This is a genomic window from Clostridium sp. MF28, from assembly GCF_002969175.1.
GTDB lineage: Bacteria > Bacillota > Clostridia > Clostridiales > Clostridiaceae > Clostridium > Clostridium beijerinckii.
In genome coordinates, this window is record NZ_CP014331.1 from 6,075,382 (window position 1) to 6,092,146 (window position 16,765).

17 protein-coding genes are annotated in these 16,765 nt (G+C 29.5%); 14 read left to right on the forward strand and 3 right to left on the reverse strand.

Features of this window, described 5'->3' with window-relative positions; genetic code table 11:
* The first annotated feature begins 85 nt into the window (after positions 1 to 85).
* Positions 86 to 718: a hypothetical protein gene (locus AXY43_RS26935; protein WP_012058534.1), complete on the forward strand. Its 633-nt coding sequence runs from the start codon at positions 86 to 88 to the stop codon at positions 716 to 718.
* Positions 719 to 894: 176 nt separating this feature from the next.
* Here the strand turns inward: AXY43_RS26935 and AXY43_RS26940 are convergent, their stop codons facing one another.
* Entirely contained in the window at positions 895 to 1,614 is a 720-nt protein-coding gene (locus AXY43_RS26940) for a UTRA domain-containing protein (protein ID WP_012058535.1), read from the reverse strand.
* A gap of 932 nt (positions 1,615 to 2,546) precedes the next feature.
* Between AXY43_RS26940 and treP the strand changes: the two genes are divergently transcribed.
* The 4 genes from treP (at position 2,547) to AXY43_RS26960 (ending at position 7,246) form a co-directional block, all read left to right on the forward strand.
* On the forward strand, positions 2,547 to 3,962 hold the full coding sequence (treP, locus tag AXY43_RS26945) for a PTS system trehalose-specific EIIBC component (protein ID WP_038457529.1): 1,416 nt from the start codon (positions 2,547 to 2,549) through the stop codon (positions 3,960 to 3,962).
* Positions 3,963 to 3,980: 18 nt separating this feature from the next.
* Positions 3,981 to 5,633 (forward strand): alpha,alpha-phosphotrehalase, encoded by a 1,653-nt coding sequence (treC, locus tag AXY43_RS26950; RefSeq protein WP_105412468.1) that lies wholly within the window; start codon positions 3,981 to 3,983, stop codon positions 5,631 to 5,633.
* Positions 5,634 to 6,292: 659 nt separating this feature from the next.
* Positions 6,293 to 6,784, forward strand: coding sequence for an HD domain-containing protein (locus AXY43_RS26955; protein ID WP_105412469.1), 492 nt, complete (start codon positions 6,293 to 6,295; stop codon positions 6,782 to 6,784).
* A gap of 21 nt (positions 6,785 to 6,805) precedes the next feature.
* Positions 6,806 to 7,246: a GNAT family N-acetyltransferase gene (locus AXY43_RS26960; RefSeq protein WP_105412470.1), complete on the forward strand. Its 441-nt coding sequence runs from the start codon at positions 6,806 to 6,808 to the stop codon at positions 7,244 to 7,246.
* Between the two features lie 151 nt (positions 7,247 to 7,397).
* On the opposite strand, the gene AXY43_RS26965 is transcribed toward AXY43_RS26960, so the two are convergent.
* Both AXY43_RS26965 and AXY43_RS26970 read right to left on the reverse strand, forming a co-directional pair.
* Complete coding sequence (locus tag AXY43_RS26965; protein WP_012058540.1) at positions 7,398 to 7,718, reverse strand: DUF1540 domain-containing protein; 321 nt, start codon at positions 7,716 to 7,718, stop codon at positions 7,398 to 7,400.
* A 44-nt stretch (positions 7,719 to 7,762) separates the two neighbouring features.
* Complete coding sequence (locus AXY43_RS26970) at positions 7,763 to 8,308, reverse strand: NADH peroxidase (protein WP_017209325.1); 546 nt, start codon at positions 8,306 to 8,308, stop codon at positions 7,763 to 7,765.
* Positions 8,309 to 8,500: 192 nt separating this feature from the next.
* On the opposite strand from AXY43_RS26970, the gene AXY43_RS26975 reads away from it, so the two are divergent.
* The 9 genes from AXY43_RS26975 to AXY43_RS27015 all read left to right on the forward strand — a co-directional run bounded on the left by AXY43_RS26975 (position 8,501) and on the right by AXY43_RS27015 (position 16,536).
* A complete protein-coding gene (locus AXY43_RS26975; protein WP_012058542.1) occupies positions 8,501 to 9,154 on the forward strand; it encodes an HAD family hydrolase in 654 nt (217 codons plus the stop codon).
* A 191-nt stretch (positions 9,155 to 9,345) separates the two neighbouring features.
* Positions 9,346 to 9,528: a DUF1858 domain-containing protein gene (locus AXY43_RS26980; protein WP_012058543.1), complete on the forward strand. Its 183-nt coding sequence runs from the start codon at positions 9,346 to 9,348 to the stop codon at positions 9,526 to 9,528.
* Between the two features lie 131 nt (positions 9,529 to 9,659).
* Positions 9,660 to 10,592: a LysR family transcriptional regulator gene (locus tag AXY43_RS26985; RefSeq protein ID WP_105412471.1), complete on the forward strand. Its 933-nt coding sequence runs from the start codon at positions 9,660 to 9,662 to the stop codon at positions 10,590 to 10,592.
* A 20-nt stretch (positions 10,593 to 10,612) separates the two neighbouring features.
* Positions 10,613 to 11,734 carry a 5-methyltetrahydropteroyltriglutamate--homocysteine S-methyltransferase gene (locus AXY43_RS26990; RefSeq protein WP_105412472.1) on the forward strand — a complete coding sequence of 374 codons (1,122 nt, stop codon included), beginning with the start codon at positions 10,613 to 10,615 and terminating at the stop codon, positions 11,732 to 11,734.
* A gap of 163 nt (positions 11,735 to 11,897) precedes the next feature.
* Entirely contained in the window at positions 11,898 to 13,034 is a 1,137-nt protein-coding gene (locus AXY43_RS26995) for a 5-methyltetrahydropteroyltriglutamate--homocysteine S-methyltransferase (RefSeq protein ID WP_105412473.1), read from the forward strand.
* Between the two features lie 91 nt (positions 13,035 to 13,125).
* A complete protein-coding gene (locus AXY43_RS27000) occupies positions 13,126 to 13,890 on the forward strand; it encodes an endonuclease/exonuclease/phosphatase family protein (RefSeq protein WP_105412474.1) in 765 nt (254 codons plus the stop codon).
* Between the two features lie 635 nt (positions 13,891 to 14,525).
* Entirely contained in the window at positions 14,526 to 15,047 is a 522-nt protein-coding gene (locus AXY43_RS27005; RefSeq protein ID WP_105412475.1) for a 3D domain-containing protein, read from the forward strand.
* 228 nt (positions 15,048 to 15,275) lie between these two features.
* Positions 15,276 to 15,956 carry a GTP pyrophosphokinase gene (locus AXY43_RS27010; protein WP_012058549.1) on the forward strand — a complete coding sequence of 227 codons (681 nt, stop codon included), beginning with the start codon at positions 15,276 to 15,278 and terminating at the stop codon, positions 15,954 to 15,956.
* Between the two features lie 13 nt (positions 15,957 to 15,969).
* Entirely contained in the window at positions 15,970 to 16,536 is a 567-nt protein-coding gene (locus AXY43_RS27015; RefSeq protein WP_077868841.1) for a nitroreductase family protein, read from the forward strand.
* The last annotated feature ends 229 nt before the right edge of the window (positions 16,537 to 16,765 follow it).

The window sequence follows — 16,765 nt, forward strand, 5'->3', positions numbered from 1 at the left end:
AAATCCTTGATGTTCATGCGTTGGGAAAGTATGCTATAATATAGCTGATGAAGCATTTATTTTAAAAAGTAGGGGAGAAGAGAATATGACGATTTTGGACATGCTAAATAAAATGAATGGGAATAATACATTAATGGCTAAGTCATTAGAAATTATTAAAGACAATTATACAAGTTTAGTAAATGACAATTATGAATTGACTCTTGATGAAAATAGAGAATTAAGCGTAAAGATTCCTAGTCTTGAAAGAAGAAATGAATATGTATATAAAAGTGTGGCTGAGTACCCTTATCCATTAATTATGTGCATGAGAATCTTAGAAAGTAGTAATGTTGAAAGATATAACTATATGTTGTCTAAATTCATGGATTTATATAGAGATAAGTTGGATTTGTTATTTAAGGATGTACATATCGTTGATACATTAAAAGCGAAAATAGTAAAAACTAAAGATAGAATAGATTACGTAACATATTATTCAATAGCTACAGGAGCTATTGGTGCAGTATTATTAATTATATTCAATTTTACTAATAATGTAAAAAATGCCATTACAATAGGAATTATAGTTTTTTTTATTCTTGCATTATTCATGCAGATTACAAAAGAAAGCCAAGTAAAAAAGATAGTTGATGCATATATAAGCTTAATAAAAACAGAATGGTATCAAAAAGAATTAAATAAGCAATATACATACCTTTGCAATTTTATAGAATAATATAAATTCATTTTCATTAACGAAATATCTATATTAAAAAAAACTTACTAAAAATTTATTTAGTAAGTTTTTTTGGTATTTAGGAAAATATAATGTAATTAAATCAGCGGATAACTTTTATAGTATTTTACTAGAGTTAAATACTATAAAAGAATAAAAAATGTCATTTACTATGATTAAATATTTTTTCTTAAAGATGATGATTCAACAAATACAAATTTATCTGGTCTATGACGAGATTCTGTATACTCAAAAAGTTTACCTGAATCAGTATAAGCATATGTTTTTACGACAGCAACACAATCATATGTACCTAAATCTAAAAATCTTTTATCTAATTCTGTTGCATGTTCAACAACAATAATCTTTTTTGAAGCAAGAATTTTTGTATTTAAATCTTTTTCAATATATTCATACACGGAATTTTGAGCAATTTCTATAGTCAAATCTTTTGCTACATCAGCACTAAAATAATTTACATCAAGGATAATTGGTTCATTATCATAGAATCTTATTCTATGAAGGTGATATACTTCAGTATCTAATTTTAAAGCAGTTATTCTTGATAAGGATTCATCTATAGTTATTTTTGAGAAATGAACAACACTAGTAGTGAATTTCTTTTTTGTATGTAATTCTTGCAAGCCGAGTAGATTTCCAATAGGAAGTTCTATTGATTCTCTGCTTTCTAGTATGATTACGCCCTTACCTTTAACGCTTTTAACATATCCATCTTTACTCAATTCACTAATTGCTCTTCTAACAGTATTTCTACTACATTCAAATTTATCAACTAGCTCCATTTCGGTGGGAAGCATCATAGAATTATCGTACTTACCACTATCTATATTGCTTTTTAATATGTGATATATATCTTTGAATTTTACATTAGGCAAAGTTAACACTCCCTTAAGTTATCTTGGGGTATATATGCTGCAATTGGATTTCTACATCTTATACTTAATTGAGCGTTTATCCAACTAGAATCTTAAATGTAAATTTATCATTGGAGCATATATAAAATATTTGTACTATAGGTAACTCAACCATAATCTATACTTATGCGTATACCTCGCCGAAATGAAACATTCCATATTATGACCCTTGCGGTTACAAAAGTTTATTACTCATTTCTGGTTGTGAGGTATTCCATAGTCTAATTATAATTTATGATTGTGTTATCTATAGGTTTTAATGAATATATTATACTTTATTTTTTTTAATAAGTTAACTAAATAATTAAAATAATAAGGTGATAAATTACTTGGTGTAATTTATTACTATAAGATAATGTCAGGTACTTCAATACCTAGATAATTTGCACTATATAGACAAACAACTTGAAAATTAGACTTATTAGATGAACATATTTACAAAGTTGCTTAGAACCTCCAGCGATATTTTCATAGCTTTTCGGAATCAAAATATTTATGATTTCTAGTAAAGATATGAATTTGAACCTTTAGTAGATTTGTAAATTTAAACTTGATTTGATGAGTTAGTAAAGTGGTGAAAAAACTAAAATTTGAATAGGCTATTTGAACAAATTTAAAATATGTTTAAACATATTTTGAATTTGTTTTACTTCGTAAGATGGCTTAAATACTAGATACTAAACATTTTCAAGAAATTTGTTTAAACAAATATTAAAAATATTATTGACTATATGTTTAAAATAGATTATTATGATATTGTAAACATTTAAATGTTAGGTTTAATATAAAATTTATTAATTAATTGTTCAATTGGACTAATACAAAACAAAATTGTATTAATATTCATGAACTTATTCTTTAAAGTAATAAAAATCAAATTGGAGGTTTTAATAATGGGGAAATTTCAAAATGATGCAAAAGAACTATTAAAGCTAGTTGGTGGAAAAGAAAACATCTCAGCAGTTACACATTGTGTTACTAGAATGAGATTTGTATTAAACGATCCAAGTAAAGCTAGCGTAAGTGAAATTGAAAAATTAAAAAGTGTTAAAGGGACATTTACACAAGCAGGACAGTTCCAAGTTATAATTGGGAATGAAGTATCAACATTTTATAATGACTTTATAGCAGTTTCAGGAATAGATGGAGTAAGCAAAGATGCGGTAAAAGATGTTGCTAAAAACAATATGACTTTTATACAAAAGCTTATGGCAAATATAGCAGAAATATTTTCACCACTTATTCCAGCAATCATTGTTGGAGGTTTGATTTTAGGATTTAGAAATGTTATCGGAGATATGAAATTATTAGAAGGCGGAACAAAATCTTTAGTTGAAGTATCTCAGTTCTGGGCTGGGACAAACAGTTTCTTATGGTTAATTGGAGAAGCTATATTCCACTTCCTACCAGTAGGTATTACATGGTCAATTACAAAGAAAATGGGGACAACCCAAATTCTTGGTATAGTTTTAGGTATTACATTAGTTTCACCACAACTTTTAAATGCATATGCAGTGGCAAGTACACCAGCTGATAAAATACCTTTCTGGGATTTTGGATTTGCACATGTAAACATGATTGGATATCAAGCACAAGTTATACCAGCTATACTTGCAGGTTTTGCATTAGTCTTTCTTGAAAGAGGTGCAAGAAAGATAAGTCCAGCATCAATATCAATGATAGTTGTACCATTCTTTGCTTTAGTACCAGCTGTTTTGATAGCTCATATTGTTATAGGACCTATAGGCTGGGCAATTGGTGCAGCTATTTCAAAAGTAGTATATGGTGGACTTACATCTTCATTTGGTATGATTTTTGCAGCAATCTTTGGATTCCTTTATGCACCACTTGTTATTACAGGACTTCATCACATGACAAATGCAATAGATCTTCAATTAATGGCACAATTTGGAGGAACATCACTTTGGCCAATGATAGCATTATCTAATATTGCACAAGGTTCAGCAGTTTTAGCTATGATATATTTACAAAGAAAGAATCAAGAAGCTCAAGAAGTTAATGTACCAGCTTGCATTTCAGCTTACCTTGGAGTTACTGAACCAGCAATGTTTGGTGTTAACTTAAAACATGGATTCCCATTCTTCTGTGGAATGGCAGGATCAGCAATAGCAGCAATAATTTCAGTTGGAAGTGGCGTAATGGCAAACTCAATAGGTGTTGGAGGACTTCCAGGTATATTATCAATAAAACCAGCATTCATGATGATATTTGCATTAGCAATGCTTGTAGCAGTAGTAGTACCATTTGTTCTTACAGTAATTGTAGGGAAAAAGAAAGCAATAAGCTAGGATTGGAAGGAAGAAATTATGAAGGATTTTAAGAAAAGTACTATTTATCAAATATATCCTAAATCATTTTATGATACAAACGGTGATGGAATTGGAGATTTAAACGGAGTAATAGAAAAATTAGATTATTTGAAAAATTTAGGTATAGATTATATATGGCTTACTCCTTTTTATCCTTCCCCTCAAGTAGATAACGGATATGATATCTCTGATTACTATAATATTGACCCAAGCTTTGGTACATTAGAAGACTTTGAAAAATTAGTACAAGAAGCAGAAAAAAGAGATATATATGTAATGCTTGATATGGTACTTAATCATACATCAACAGAACATGAATGGTTCAAAAAAGCTATAAGCGGAGATAGAAAATATAAAGAGTTCTATATATTTAAAGAATCAGAAAAAGATAAACCACCTACAAATTGGGAATCTAAATTTGGTGGGAATGCATGGGAATATGTAGAAAAGTTTGATGAATATTACCTACATCTTTTTGATAGAACTCAGGCTGATTTGAATTGGGATAATGAAGAAGTTAGAAATGAGATTTATGGCGTTGTTAACTTTTGGCTTAAAAAAGGTGTCAAAGGATTAAGATTTGATGTTATAAATTTAATTTCAAAACCAGAAAAGTTTGAAAGTGATTCAGAAGGTGATGGAAGAAGATTCTATACAGATGGTCCTAAAATTCATGACTATCTCCACGAGCTTAATGAAAATACCTATGGAAAATATGAAAATATTGTAACTGTAGGAGAAATGTCATCAACTTCTCTTGAGAATTGTATAAGATATTCTAATCCAGAAGAAAAAGAATTATCAATGGTATTTAATTTTCATCATTTAAAAGTTGATTACTATAAAGGCGATAAATGGACTGTTATGGATTTTGACTTTATGAAGTTGAAGGCGTTATTTAAAACTTGGCAAGAAGAAATTCAAAATGGGTGGAATGCTCTGTTTTGGTGTAATCATGATCAGCCTAGAATAGTTTCTAGGTTTGGAAATGATAAAGAATATTTAAAAGAAAGTGCTAAAATGCTGGCAACTACAATACACATGATGAGGGGGACTCCATATGTGTATCAAGGTGAAGAGATTGGAATGACAAACCCTTATTTCGATAGCATAGAGAAGTATAGAGATGTAGAATCTATAAATTATTATAATATTTTAAAAGAGCAAGGAAAATCTGAAGAAGAGATATTACAGATTTTAAAAGCAAAATCTCGTGATAATTCTAGAACCCCAGTACAATGGGATGATAGTGAAAATGCTGGATTTACTAAAGGTGAACCATGGATACCTGTTAGCAGTGAATATAAAAGAATAAATGTTGAACAAGCATTAAAGGATGAAGATTCGATTTTCTATCATTATCAAAAGCTAATAAGGTTGAGAAAAGATTATGAAGTGATTTCAAATGGAAGTATAAAGTTTATTCTTGAAGAAAATAATAAAGTACTTTCATATGTAAGAAATTTAGGCGACGCTACAGTACTTGTCATAAATAATTTTTATGGAGAAAGTACAAAAGTAGAGATTCCTGATGAATATGCAAATAAAAGTGCTAAGAGTGAAATATTAATATCGAATTATAAAGATAGTAGTGTATTAAATAAAGAGTTAAATTTAAGACCATTTGAATCAATTGTATATCATATATAGATAACCCAACTATAATATATACTTATGCTTATAACTCACCGAAATGAATAACATACTTTTGTTCCAGTTTCTAGGTAATTCTGATAGGTGATTCTAAGGCTATAAAGTTGCACCCAAAGTGCTAGCTTCAAAGAACAAGCTTTGAACTAGCACATTTGGAACAACTTATAGCCAAAGAATCACATCTATCAAAATTACCAATGAAACATTCCACAAAAGTATATTACTCATTTCTAGTTAAAAGATATTTCATAGTCTAAGTATAGTTTACGAGTGTGTTATCAATAGAAAATTAGGAACTTTAGAATTATATAATATATGGAAATTACAGTAGCAACTGTTCAGCAAATGGGTGGTTGTTACTTTTTTGTACAAAAAAATTATAAAGGCTTCCAGTGTTAATACGTGAGTTTATAATCTTTTATGTGCGCAGTTTATATAGAGAGAGAAAAGATGAAGTTAAAGTTAGTTATATTAATATTTAACGAAGAGGCTGGTTTTTTCAAAAGATAAGTCTTATAAGTATAGGAATTAATATAAAAGCTATATTAATATATCTTATGAATTAGTATAATAATTAAATAAGATATATTATTAAGAAGGAAGGTGGATTAGCTCTGGGTATACTATTAAAGTATGCTGCAGACTAAAATGTAATTATGAATGAAAAGATTAGTACTATAATAAATGAAATGATAAAATACTATGCAAAAGATCCGAGAAGGGTTAATCACTTTTTAAAGGTATTTTCTTTTGCTAAATCTATAGGGGAAATTGAAAATGTAGATAAGAAGACTCAGGAAATTTTAGAAGTAGCTGCAGTAATGCATGATATAGGAATAAAAATTAGTGAAGAAAAATACAATTCTTCTGCTGGAAATTATCAGGAGCTTGAAGGGCCTCCTGTTGCAAAAAAAATGCTTTCAAAATTTAATTTTAGTGAAGAATTTATTGAAAGAGTATGCTATTTGATTGGGCATCATCATACATATAGCAAAATTGATGGCATTGACTATCAAATATTAATAGAAGCTGATTTTTTAGTTAATATTTATGAAGATGAAATAAAAACTCCTCAAATTGAAAGTATAAAAAATAAATACTTTAAAACAAAATCAGGAACAGAATTTTTAAATAGCTTATACCTGTAATATAAAATAAGGGGTAATAAAATGATAGAATATAAAAATTTAGATAGAGAAATTATTAGAGAAATTTCAGAAGTTTATGTAAAAGCTTTTAATTGTGAACCGTGGAATGACAAATGGACTATTGAAAGTGCATCTAAACGCATATCTCAGATGATAAATTGCGAAGGGTTTAATGGACTGGTTGCATTTGATGAGGAAAAATTAGTGGGAATGATACTTGGAAGCATTGAATATTATTATGATGCAGTACTTTTTCAAATTAAAGAACTTTGTGTAGACCCTAAAATTAAAGGTTCAGGTATAGGTTCAAAGTTGCTGAGTGAATTTATAACAAGATTAAAAGCTAAGGGGATAGATAGAGTGATTTTGCTGACTCTTAAAACTAATGAAACAGAAGGTTTTTATAAGAAGCATGGATTCAAAACTTTTGAGAATATGATAATGATGGGAAAGGAAATCTAAAAAATATATAATATCATCGAACTGGTTTTTATATGTAAATAAACTGTCTAAAATTATATATGGGTATTCTGAAGAATAGATATTTAAATATTCTTCAGAATATCTATTGTTAGGAATATTAGAATATAGAACACTTAATCATATATTCTAATTATTCTCTAGAATCGTAACTAGCACATTTAGTTTCAGTATATAATTGGGCTCCATTACCTGCTACTTGTATAGAATCTAGGCTACAAAGTTTGTTAGTGTTATGATTACATGTTTCAACGTTGCAAGTTAGAGCATCGCATTTTCCTTGAGAATTAGTATTATTAGTTAAGTCACTATAATGAGATTCTTGTAAAAATGAACCACAGCAAGTTCCTCTTTCACTACTTGCAGACATTCCACCAATATCAACTCTATTTGAATAGCAAACTCCACTATTGTTGTGTGAACAATTATTTACTTCACAATTAATTTTTTCCACAAAAAACACACTCCTTTAAGTTAAATCTTAATCTAGTTATAATATTATTTGCTAAAGTATCTATCAAGTAATCCTTTAAATGCTTTACCATGTCTTGCTTCATCTTTACACATTTCATGAACAGTATCATGTATAGCATCTAAATTATGCTCCTTAGCTAAGGTTGCAAGTTTCTTTTTGCCTTCGCAAGCACCATATTCAGCTTCAACTCTAGCACTTAAATTAGATTTAGTATCAGGAACAACAACTTCCCCTAAAAGTTCTGCGAATTTAGCTGCATGTTCTGCTTCTTCATAAGCAATTCTTTTATATGCTTCACCTACTTCAGGATAACCTTCACGGTCAGCTTGACGGGACATTGCTAAGTACATTCCGACTTCAGTACATTCACCTATGAAATTAGCTCTTAAACCTTCTAATAATTCATCATTAAGACCGCCAGCAATACCAATTCTATGTTCATCAGCAAAATTTAATGAGTCAGTCATTTCTTTGAATTTGTCAGCACCTGCTTTACAGATAGGACAAACGTCTGGTGGGGTGTCACCTTCATGGATATAACCACAAATAGTACAAACAAATCTTTTCATTTAAAATTCCTCCATAAACTATTATTGTATTTTTTAGGTATTAAACAACCTTAAAAATAGTATTACCAATTAAAACAAAAATATTAATATATAATTTTTATTAATTAAATTATTCAGGTGTCGTATAATTTTCTAAATATGTTATAATTTATTGGAGTGATTTAAGAGTGATAAACAAGGAGGAATTTTTACTTGAATAACAATTTTGAATATATATTATTTGATTTAGATGGAACACTTACTGATTCTGGCGAAGGAATAACTAAATCAGTTCAATATGCTTTAAAGTCTTTTGGAATTTTAGTTGATGACCTTAAAGAATTAAACAAATTTATTGGACCACCTTTAAAGGATTCGTTTAAAGAATATTATAACTTCGATGAGGAAAAAGCACAGCTTGGATTGGTAAAATACAGAGAATATTTTGCTGAAAAAGGTATCTATGAAAATAAGTTATATGATGGAATACCAGAACTTCTAGAGGTGCTTAAGAAAAATAATAAAAAAATTGTACTTGCTACATCAAAACCAGAAGTGTATGCAAGGCAAATTTTACAATACTTTAAAATTGATAAATATTTTGATTTTGCAGCTGGGGCAGATTTTGAAGAAACAAGAGTAAATAAAGGGGATGTAATAAAATATGCTTTACAAGAGGCTAATATTACAGACTTATCAAAGGTTATCATGGTAGGTGACAGAGAACATGATATTATCGGCGCAAAAGAAAATAATATAAAATCAGTGGGAGTTCTTTATGGTTTTGGAGATGTTATTGAACTAACCCAAGCCAGAGCAGAATATATAGTTAAGGATACAGAAGAACTATTGAATATTCTTCTTTAAAAAATTATAAATCAATTATATAAGGATAATTATGTTGATACCTTCAATACTCAGTAAAGAAATATAAAAATTAATTTTATTGTAACATCAGTTACGGAAGTAATATGGAATAAACATTATAATAAGATTAAAGATAAACAATAAAAACTTAAAAGATAACTTATTAAGATATATGAGAGGAGAATGTCAACATGATAACTAAGGATTTAACAATAGGAGAAATAATTCGTATAAAGGAAAATGCACCACAAATTTTAATGAGCTTCGGAATGGGATGTGTTGGATGCCCATCTGCACAAGCTGAAACAATTGAAGATGCAGTTAAAGTTCATGGAATAAATTTAGAAGAATTATTAGAACAATTAAATAAATAATATACTTAATAGAAAGGCTGCTTAAAACTAAGCGGTCTTTTTTTGTGTAAAGAAAATCATAGATATTTATAAATGATAAAATCTAGATTATAATATCAAATAAAGGATTTTAGCTGAAAGGGGGAAAAACATTGACTTTGCAACAATTAAAATATGCTCTTGAAATTGCAAGGTACGGGTCAATAAACGAGGCAGCTAAAAAATTATTTATATCCCAGCCAAGTCTATCTAATTCAATAAGAGAACTTGAGAGTGAACTGGGAATTGTAATATTTGAGAGGACCAATAGAGGAATTAGCATTTCTTCAGATGGGATTGAATTCTTAGGGTATGCTCGCCAAATAAGTGAACAAGCTGAATTTATTGAGGACCGCTATCATGGAAGAAGAGAAAAGATTATGCATTTCTCTGTGTCAACTCAGCATTATGCTTTTGTTGTAAATGCATTTACAAAACTCTTAAAAGAAATTGAAACAAATCAGTATGAGTTTAATTTAAGAGAAACAAAGACATATGAAATAATAGAAGATGTAAAAACTCTTCGTAGTGATGTTGGGATTTTATATATTAACGAAGTAAACTCTAAGGTCATGAATAGAATTTTTAGTGATAGTAATTTGAAATTCACTCCACTTTTTAATGCAAACCCACATATAATCATAAGTAATAATCATCCTCTTTCTACCAAAGAAAGTGTTACTACTAATGAGATGTTAGAATTTACTTATATAACATTTGAACAGGGAATTAACAATTCATTTAATTTTTCAGAAGAAATGATGAATATGGCTAATGTGCCTAAAAGTATTAAAGTTATTGATAGAGCAACACTTTCAACTTTATTAACCAGTACAGATAGTTATACAATTGGAACAGGATTTATAGACTCTGATTTTGATGAAAGCAAACTTAAAGCAATACCAATAGAATGTGATGAAATTTTCACAGTTGGATGGATAGCCCATAAGGATATTAAGCTTAATAAAATAACAATGCGCTACATTGATATTCTAAACGAAATTATTTCAACAAATTATTTAGACTTAAATTATTATCTGTTATAGCAGTTTAAATGGAGGAAAATATGAGTAATGAGATTATAGGTACAAAGAGAAATACTCCACCTTTTCGATATGATATAGTTGGAAGTTTTCTTAGAACTGATGAAATTAAGATTGCACGGAAACAATATAATAGTGGAGAGATAAATGCTGAAGAACTGAGAAGTATTGAAGATATAGAAATAAGGAAGCTTATAGAAAAGGAAAAAGAAATAGGATTAATAGCTGTTACTGATGGAGAGTTTAGGAGATCTTGGTGGCATCTTGATTTTTTTGTTGGAATTGAAGGTACAAAGAAAATAATATTAAATCAAGGAGGTAGTGTTCAGGGATCTAGAACAAAAGCTGAAAGCTTTCAAATTGTTGATAAGATAAAATTTAATAAGCATCCAATGTTAGAGCATTTTAAGTATTTAAATAGTATTGTTAAAGATCAAAATATTGCTAAATTTACTATTCCATCACCATCTCTATTCCATTTTGTTCAAAGTCACAACAAAAATAATGTATATAGTAGTGATGAAGAGCTGATGGAAGATATCATTAGTGTTTACAAATCTGCAATAAAGGAGTTTTACGATGCAGGCTGTCGTTATTTGCAGCTTGATGATACTGCATGGGGAACCCTATGTAGTGAAAGACACAGAAGTTATTTTAGAAGTCAGGGAATTGACCCAGAAGCTCTTTCAAAGAATTATGTAAGATTGATAAATGAGAGCATTAAAGAAAAACCAGAAGATATGATCATAACTTTGCATGTTTGTCGTGGAAATCTACATTCAATAGGATTTGCATCAGGTGGATATGAACCTATTGCAGAAGAATTATTTTCTAATGCTAAGGTGGATGGATTCTTTCTTGAATATGATAGTGAAAGATGCGGAGATTTTAAGCCACTAAGATTTATAAATGATCAGTTTGTTGTATTGGGACTTGTAACAACAAAGCATGGGGGCCTTGAAAGTAAAGAGCAATTAAAAAATCGTATTGCAGAAGCTTCTCAATATGTAGATATTAATAAACTTTGCTTAAGTCCACAGTGCGGTTTTGCATCAACAGAAGAAGGAAATATAATTACTGAAGAAGAACAATGGGAGAAAATTAAACTCGTTATTGAAACAGCTAATGAAATTTGGAAGTTATAGATTGTCATAAGGGCTAGTTTAGAAGTTTGCCTTTTAAAAGTGAATTTGTTTGTTATAGGAAAATATTATAGCCAGTAATAGTTTTTTGAAGTTACCTTACTTGAGGTTAAACATGCTATACTGATTTCAAGAATAAAGCAAGGCAATTAAGGGGGATTAAAAAATGAGTATAGAATTTAAAAATGCAAAACAAAGAAGTGTTGCACCATTTAGGGCTGATATTGTAGGAAGTTTTTTACGACCTGATGTTATTAAAGAGGCGCGTGCTAAATTTCAAAATCAAGAGATTTCAAGTAATGAATTAAAAAGAATAGAAGATGAAGAAATAATAAAATTAGTGAAAAAACAAAAGGAACTTGGGCTTAAAGCAGTAACAGATGGAGAATTTAGGCGCTCATGGTGGCATCTTGATTTTATGTGGGGATTAGATGGGGTAGAAAAACGTGTACTAGAAACAGGATATAAATTTAACGGACTAGAAACTAGAGCAGAAACAGCCACATTAACAGGAAAAATAGATTTTAGTAATCATCCGATGGTTGAACATTATAAATTTTTAAAGAGTATCTCGGGAGATGATGTAGTCGCTAGACAGACTATTCCAGCACCAGCACAATTTCTTGCAGAACTTCAACGTGGTGAAAATAAGGAGATTACAGAATCTATTTATAAAAACATAGATGAGTTAATTTTAGATATTGCAAATGCTTACAAAAAAGCTATTAAAGCATTTTATAACGAAGGTTGCAGAAATCTTCAACTTGACGATTGTACTTGGGGTATGCTTTGTGATAAAAAATATTGGGAAGCTAGACAACAAGAAGGCGTAGATACAAATGATATTGCTAAACTATACGCAAAGGTAAACAACTTAGCAATTGAAGATCATCCTGAAGATTTGGTTATTACAATGCATGTTTGCCGTGGAAATTATAATTCAACATGGGCAGGATCTGGTGGATATGAACCAGTAGCAGAAATTCTTTTTGGAACTGTAAATGTAGATGGATTTTATCTAGAGTATGATACAGATCGTGCAGGAGATTTTGCACCATTAAGGTTTATTAAAAATCAACAAGTAGTTTTAGGGTTAATAAGTTCCAAGACAGGAATATTAGAAAATAAAGAAGAAGTTAGAGAAAGAATTAGGGAAGCAACAAAATACGTAGATATTAACCAAGTTTGCTTAAGTCCACAATGTGGTTTTGCCTCTACTGAGGAGGGAAATGTTCTAACAGAAGAAGAACAGTGGAATAAGATAAAGTTAGTAAGAGAAATTTCAGAAGAAATTTGGAAATAAAAATATATGATTTCTTCCTTAAGTGAGTATAATATAATTATATTCATAGGCTAATTTGAAAGATAAAAAGCAAATTAGAAGGAGGATTCAAATGAGAGTAATGACCTTTAATTTAAGACGCGATGTTCCTATAGATTTTAATGATAGATGGAATGCTAGAAGGAGCTTGATTTATAACGTAATAAATGAGTATAAATGCGATATAATAGGGGTTCAGGAAATTAAAGATAATATGCTTAATGATATTAAAGAAAATATTGAAGGATATAATATTATTGGAGCCCCAAGAGGGAAAAAAGTTTCTTCAGAAAGAAATAGTTTATTAATCTCTAGAAATTATTTAATTGAAGATTATAAAACTTTCTGGCTATCTGAAACTCCAGATAAGATAGGAAGCCGCGTATGGTACTCATATCTTCCAAGAATTTGCACAACAGCCATTTTACAAATGGATAATGGAAGAAGAGTTAGGGTTTGCAATACTCATTTAGATAATCTGCTTCCAAAGGCAAGAATGTATGGTTTAAAAAAGATTTTAGAATTTATAGAAGATGAAAAACTTCCAGTTATATTAATGGGGGATTTTAATGATAGACCTAATAGTAAGTTGATTAAAAGTCTTAAAGAGGGGAAAATATCAAGTAAAAAATTATTACCAGTACAAGACGTAAATATGGGGCTATATAATGAATCTACAATAGGAAATTTCAAAAGGTCAGGAAAAGGGCTTCATATAGATTATATATTTGTGTCAGAAGAAATAGATGTAGTTAATGCTGAAATAATCAAATATAATGTGAAGGGGAAGTATCCATCTGATCATTATCCTTTAATGGCAGATATATTAGTGAAATAGATTATATAGTTAATAATAGAAGAGTTGTATATTTAATATATAAATAGAGAATATATTACTTGGATTTATATTATAACTTACTTAGATTATAAATATTTTGATCTTAAAAGCTAAGAATATATTCATTATTTCTAGCGATGATGATTCTAAAGCTTTAGCAAAATTGTAGGGATATTTATCTAATAAGTCAGATTTTTAAATTGAATATATAAAAATTGAAATAAAGCATTAGTAAAAAACTTGGAATTCTAAGATTATGAATCCAAGTTTTTTTATTGTCTCGAAAAGTATAAAAATTTTGAATTTTGAAAGCTAGTTATATAAGTGGTTAAGAAGATGTTGGATTGTAAAAATATTATTAAGAATGCGCGTTGCGCAGCCACTTTTTTTCTTCTCTAGAAATTTATATTGTAGTGAAATCTCAAGCCACACAGTCGGCTGTGATTTTGTTGTTATGTGATTTTTGGTAAATTAGCAAGTTAAAATTATATTTTTGTTGATTATACTGGATATAAATACATAATACTCCAATTAACTTTAAAATGAAGAAAAAATATTATATAATAGTATATATTGTAAATAAATTAAAAATAAGATAAAAAAATATATTATTAATATAAAGGAGAATAAATTTATTGTCGAAATTAGAGAAATGTGTATGCGTAACATACATATGTTTAGCAATTGTCTTAGGTGGGCTTGCAGCTTATTGTAAAATAACATTTGGTGAAATAAATTACAGCGGCTTAATAGCTAGAAAAGATAAGAAGCCCTCTGATGTAAATGTGAATACTACTAATAACAATGAGAGCATAGAAAAAGTATTAACTGCCGCACCTAAAGTGCCGATAAAAGCAGAATTAACAGCCTACTGTAATTGCGCTATATGCTCAGAAGCTTGGGGCTCAGAAACTGCAATGCAGACTCATACTAGAGTTGGAACTATAGCTGTACCTAAAAATATTCCGTTAGGAAGTAAAATATATATTCCGGATTTAAAAGATTATAAAGATGACGGTATTTTTGATGCGGAAGATAGAGGTGGCGCAGTTAAAGTTAAAAGCGATGGCACCTATATAATAGATGTGTGGCTTCCAACCCATGAGCAAGTCAAGGAATTTGGAAGAAAAAAGACTACAGTTTATTTAATAAAATAATAGTAGCTTGAAGTTTTTCTAATATTCAATTAAAATTATGTTAGTATGAGGAAATAAAGCAAGAAAAAAATAGAATATATATTGCAAAAATAGTCCTTTATCATAATTCTAAAAAATATTACAAGAATTTTAGTTGTAATTGTGAATTGTGAAATGTGCATTGCAATATATATTACATATATTTTGTTAAGAAGAGTCTTTTTTTAGACTAAGGGGGACAATAGGCTTATGGGTCAATCAAAAGAAAATGATCAAATATTTTGGGACAGTAGAGAAAACATTATATCACCAGAATTAGTTGAAGAAAGAATAGAAGAGATGAATGAAACGTTACTTGTTTATAGATCAGCAATAAAGGAAGTTAAGACTAAATTAGATATTTTAGATGATGAACTTAAGATAAAGAGGAAGAGGAATCCGATTGAATACATGAAATCTAGAGTGAAGACTCCAAGCAGTATTATGGATAAACTTAAACGTAAAGGGTTCGAAATGAGCATTGAATCTGCTAAAAAGAATTTAAATGATATTGCGGGAATTAGAGTTATCTGTTCTTTTGTAGGTGATATATATGATATCGCCAATATGCTAATAAGACAGGATGATATAACACTAATTGAAGAAAAAGATTATATAAACAGTCCTAAGCCAAATGGCTATAGAAGTCTTCATTTAGTTATAGAGGTTCCAATATTTTTTTCGGATCATGTGGAGCCAGTCAGAGTTGAAGTTCAAATTAGAACGATAGCTATGGACTTTTGGGCTAGTCTTGAGCATAAATTATATTATAAGACATCTGGAGATGGACCGCTGCATATTACGCAAGACTTAAAGGAATGTGCGGAGCTTATAGCATCTACAGATATGAGGATGCAGGATATACAAAGAAAGGTAGAAAAACTAAGATAGGTGGTTTGTTAAAATGATAAAAGAGCTTGTATTGAAAAATAGGTCATATAGGAGGTTTTATCAGGATAAGAGCGTTGATATGAATACTTTAAGAGACTTGGTGGATTTAGCGAGGCTATCACCATCAGGAGCTAATAAACAAGTATTAAGGTATATTTTATCAAATGAAAAAGAACAAAATGAAAAAATAAGTAAATGCATATTTTGGGCAGGTTACTATAAGGATTGGGATGGTCCTAAAGAAGGCGAAAAACCAAGTGCTTATATAGTAGTACTAAAGGATACGAGTCTTGGCCAAGGTGCGCCGCAAGATGATGGCATAGCAGTACAAAGTATGTTACTTGGAGCTGTTGAAAATAATTTGGGCGGATGCATTATAGGAAATATAGATAGAAAGAATCTAAGAGAAGAACTCAATTTAGATGAAAAATTTGAAATTTCCTTGGTAGTAGCTCTTGGTTATCCTAAAGAAGAAGTAGTTATAGAAAATATAAATGAATCTGGAGATGTAAAGTATTGGAGAGATGACAAACAAGTACATCATGTTCCAAAAAGAACATTGGATGATTTGATTTTATAAGTAGTGAACTCGAATCTGTTATTTGATGTGAATCAGTTAAGCAGACATTTCAAAAGTGATGATCAAAATCTTGTATTTGGCTATAGGTGAAGGGTTCTTAATTGCAGAATAGCTGTTTAATTTATAGGTGAAGAACTTTCTCTGTAAGCATCTATGATTTGATTATGGTCGCTTACTCTGTGAGTATCAGCGAGCAAATGTGAGTCGATTTTCTTTAAAAAATATTGAT

Coding starts and splice junctions, on each gene's coding strand:
- AXY43_RS26955 (WP_105412469.1), top strand. CDS start 6,293: ATGAATGAAAAGATTAGTACTATAATAAATGAAATGATAAAATACTAT.
- treP (WP_038457529.1), top strand. CDS start 2,547: ATGGGGAAATTTCAAAATGATGCAAAAGAACTATTAAAGCTAGTTGGT.
- AXY43_RS27000 (WP_105412474.1), top strand. CDS start 13,126: ATGAGAGTAATGACCTTTAATTTAAGACGCGATGTTCCTATAGATTTT.
- treC (WP_105412468.1), top strand. CDS start 3,981: ATGAAGGATTTTAAGAAAAGTACTATTTATCAAATATATCCTAAATCA.
- AXY43_RS27010 (WP_012058549.1), top strand. CDS start 15,276: ATGGGTCAATCAAAAGAAAATGATCAAATATTTTGGGACAGTAGAGAA.
- AXY43_RS26995 (WP_105412473.1), top strand. CDS start 11,898: ATGAGTATAGAATTTAAAAATGCAAAACAAAGAAGTGTTGCACCATTT.
- AXY43_RS26935 (WP_012058534.1), top strand. CDS start 86: ATGACGATTTTGGACATGCTAAATAAAATGAATGGGAATAATACATTA.
- AXY43_RS26980 (WP_012058543.1), top strand. CDS start 9,346: ATGATAACTAAGGATTTAACAATAGGAGAAATAATTCGTATAAAGGAA.
- AXY43_RS26990 (WP_105412472.1), top strand. CDS start 10,613: ATGAGTAATGAGATTATAGGTACAAAGAGAAATACTCCACCTTTTCGA.
- AXY43_RS27015 (WP_077868841.1), top strand. CDS start 15,970: ATGATAAAAGAGCTTGTATTGAAAAATAGGTCATATAGGAGGTTTTAT.
- AXY43_RS26970 (WP_017209325.1), bottom strand. CDS start 8,308: ATGAAAAGATTTGTTTGTACTATTTGTGGTTATATCCATGAAGGTGAC.
- AXY43_RS26960 (WP_105412470.1), top strand. CDS start 6,806: ATGATAGAATATAAAAATTTAGATAGAGAAATTATTAGAGAAATTTCA.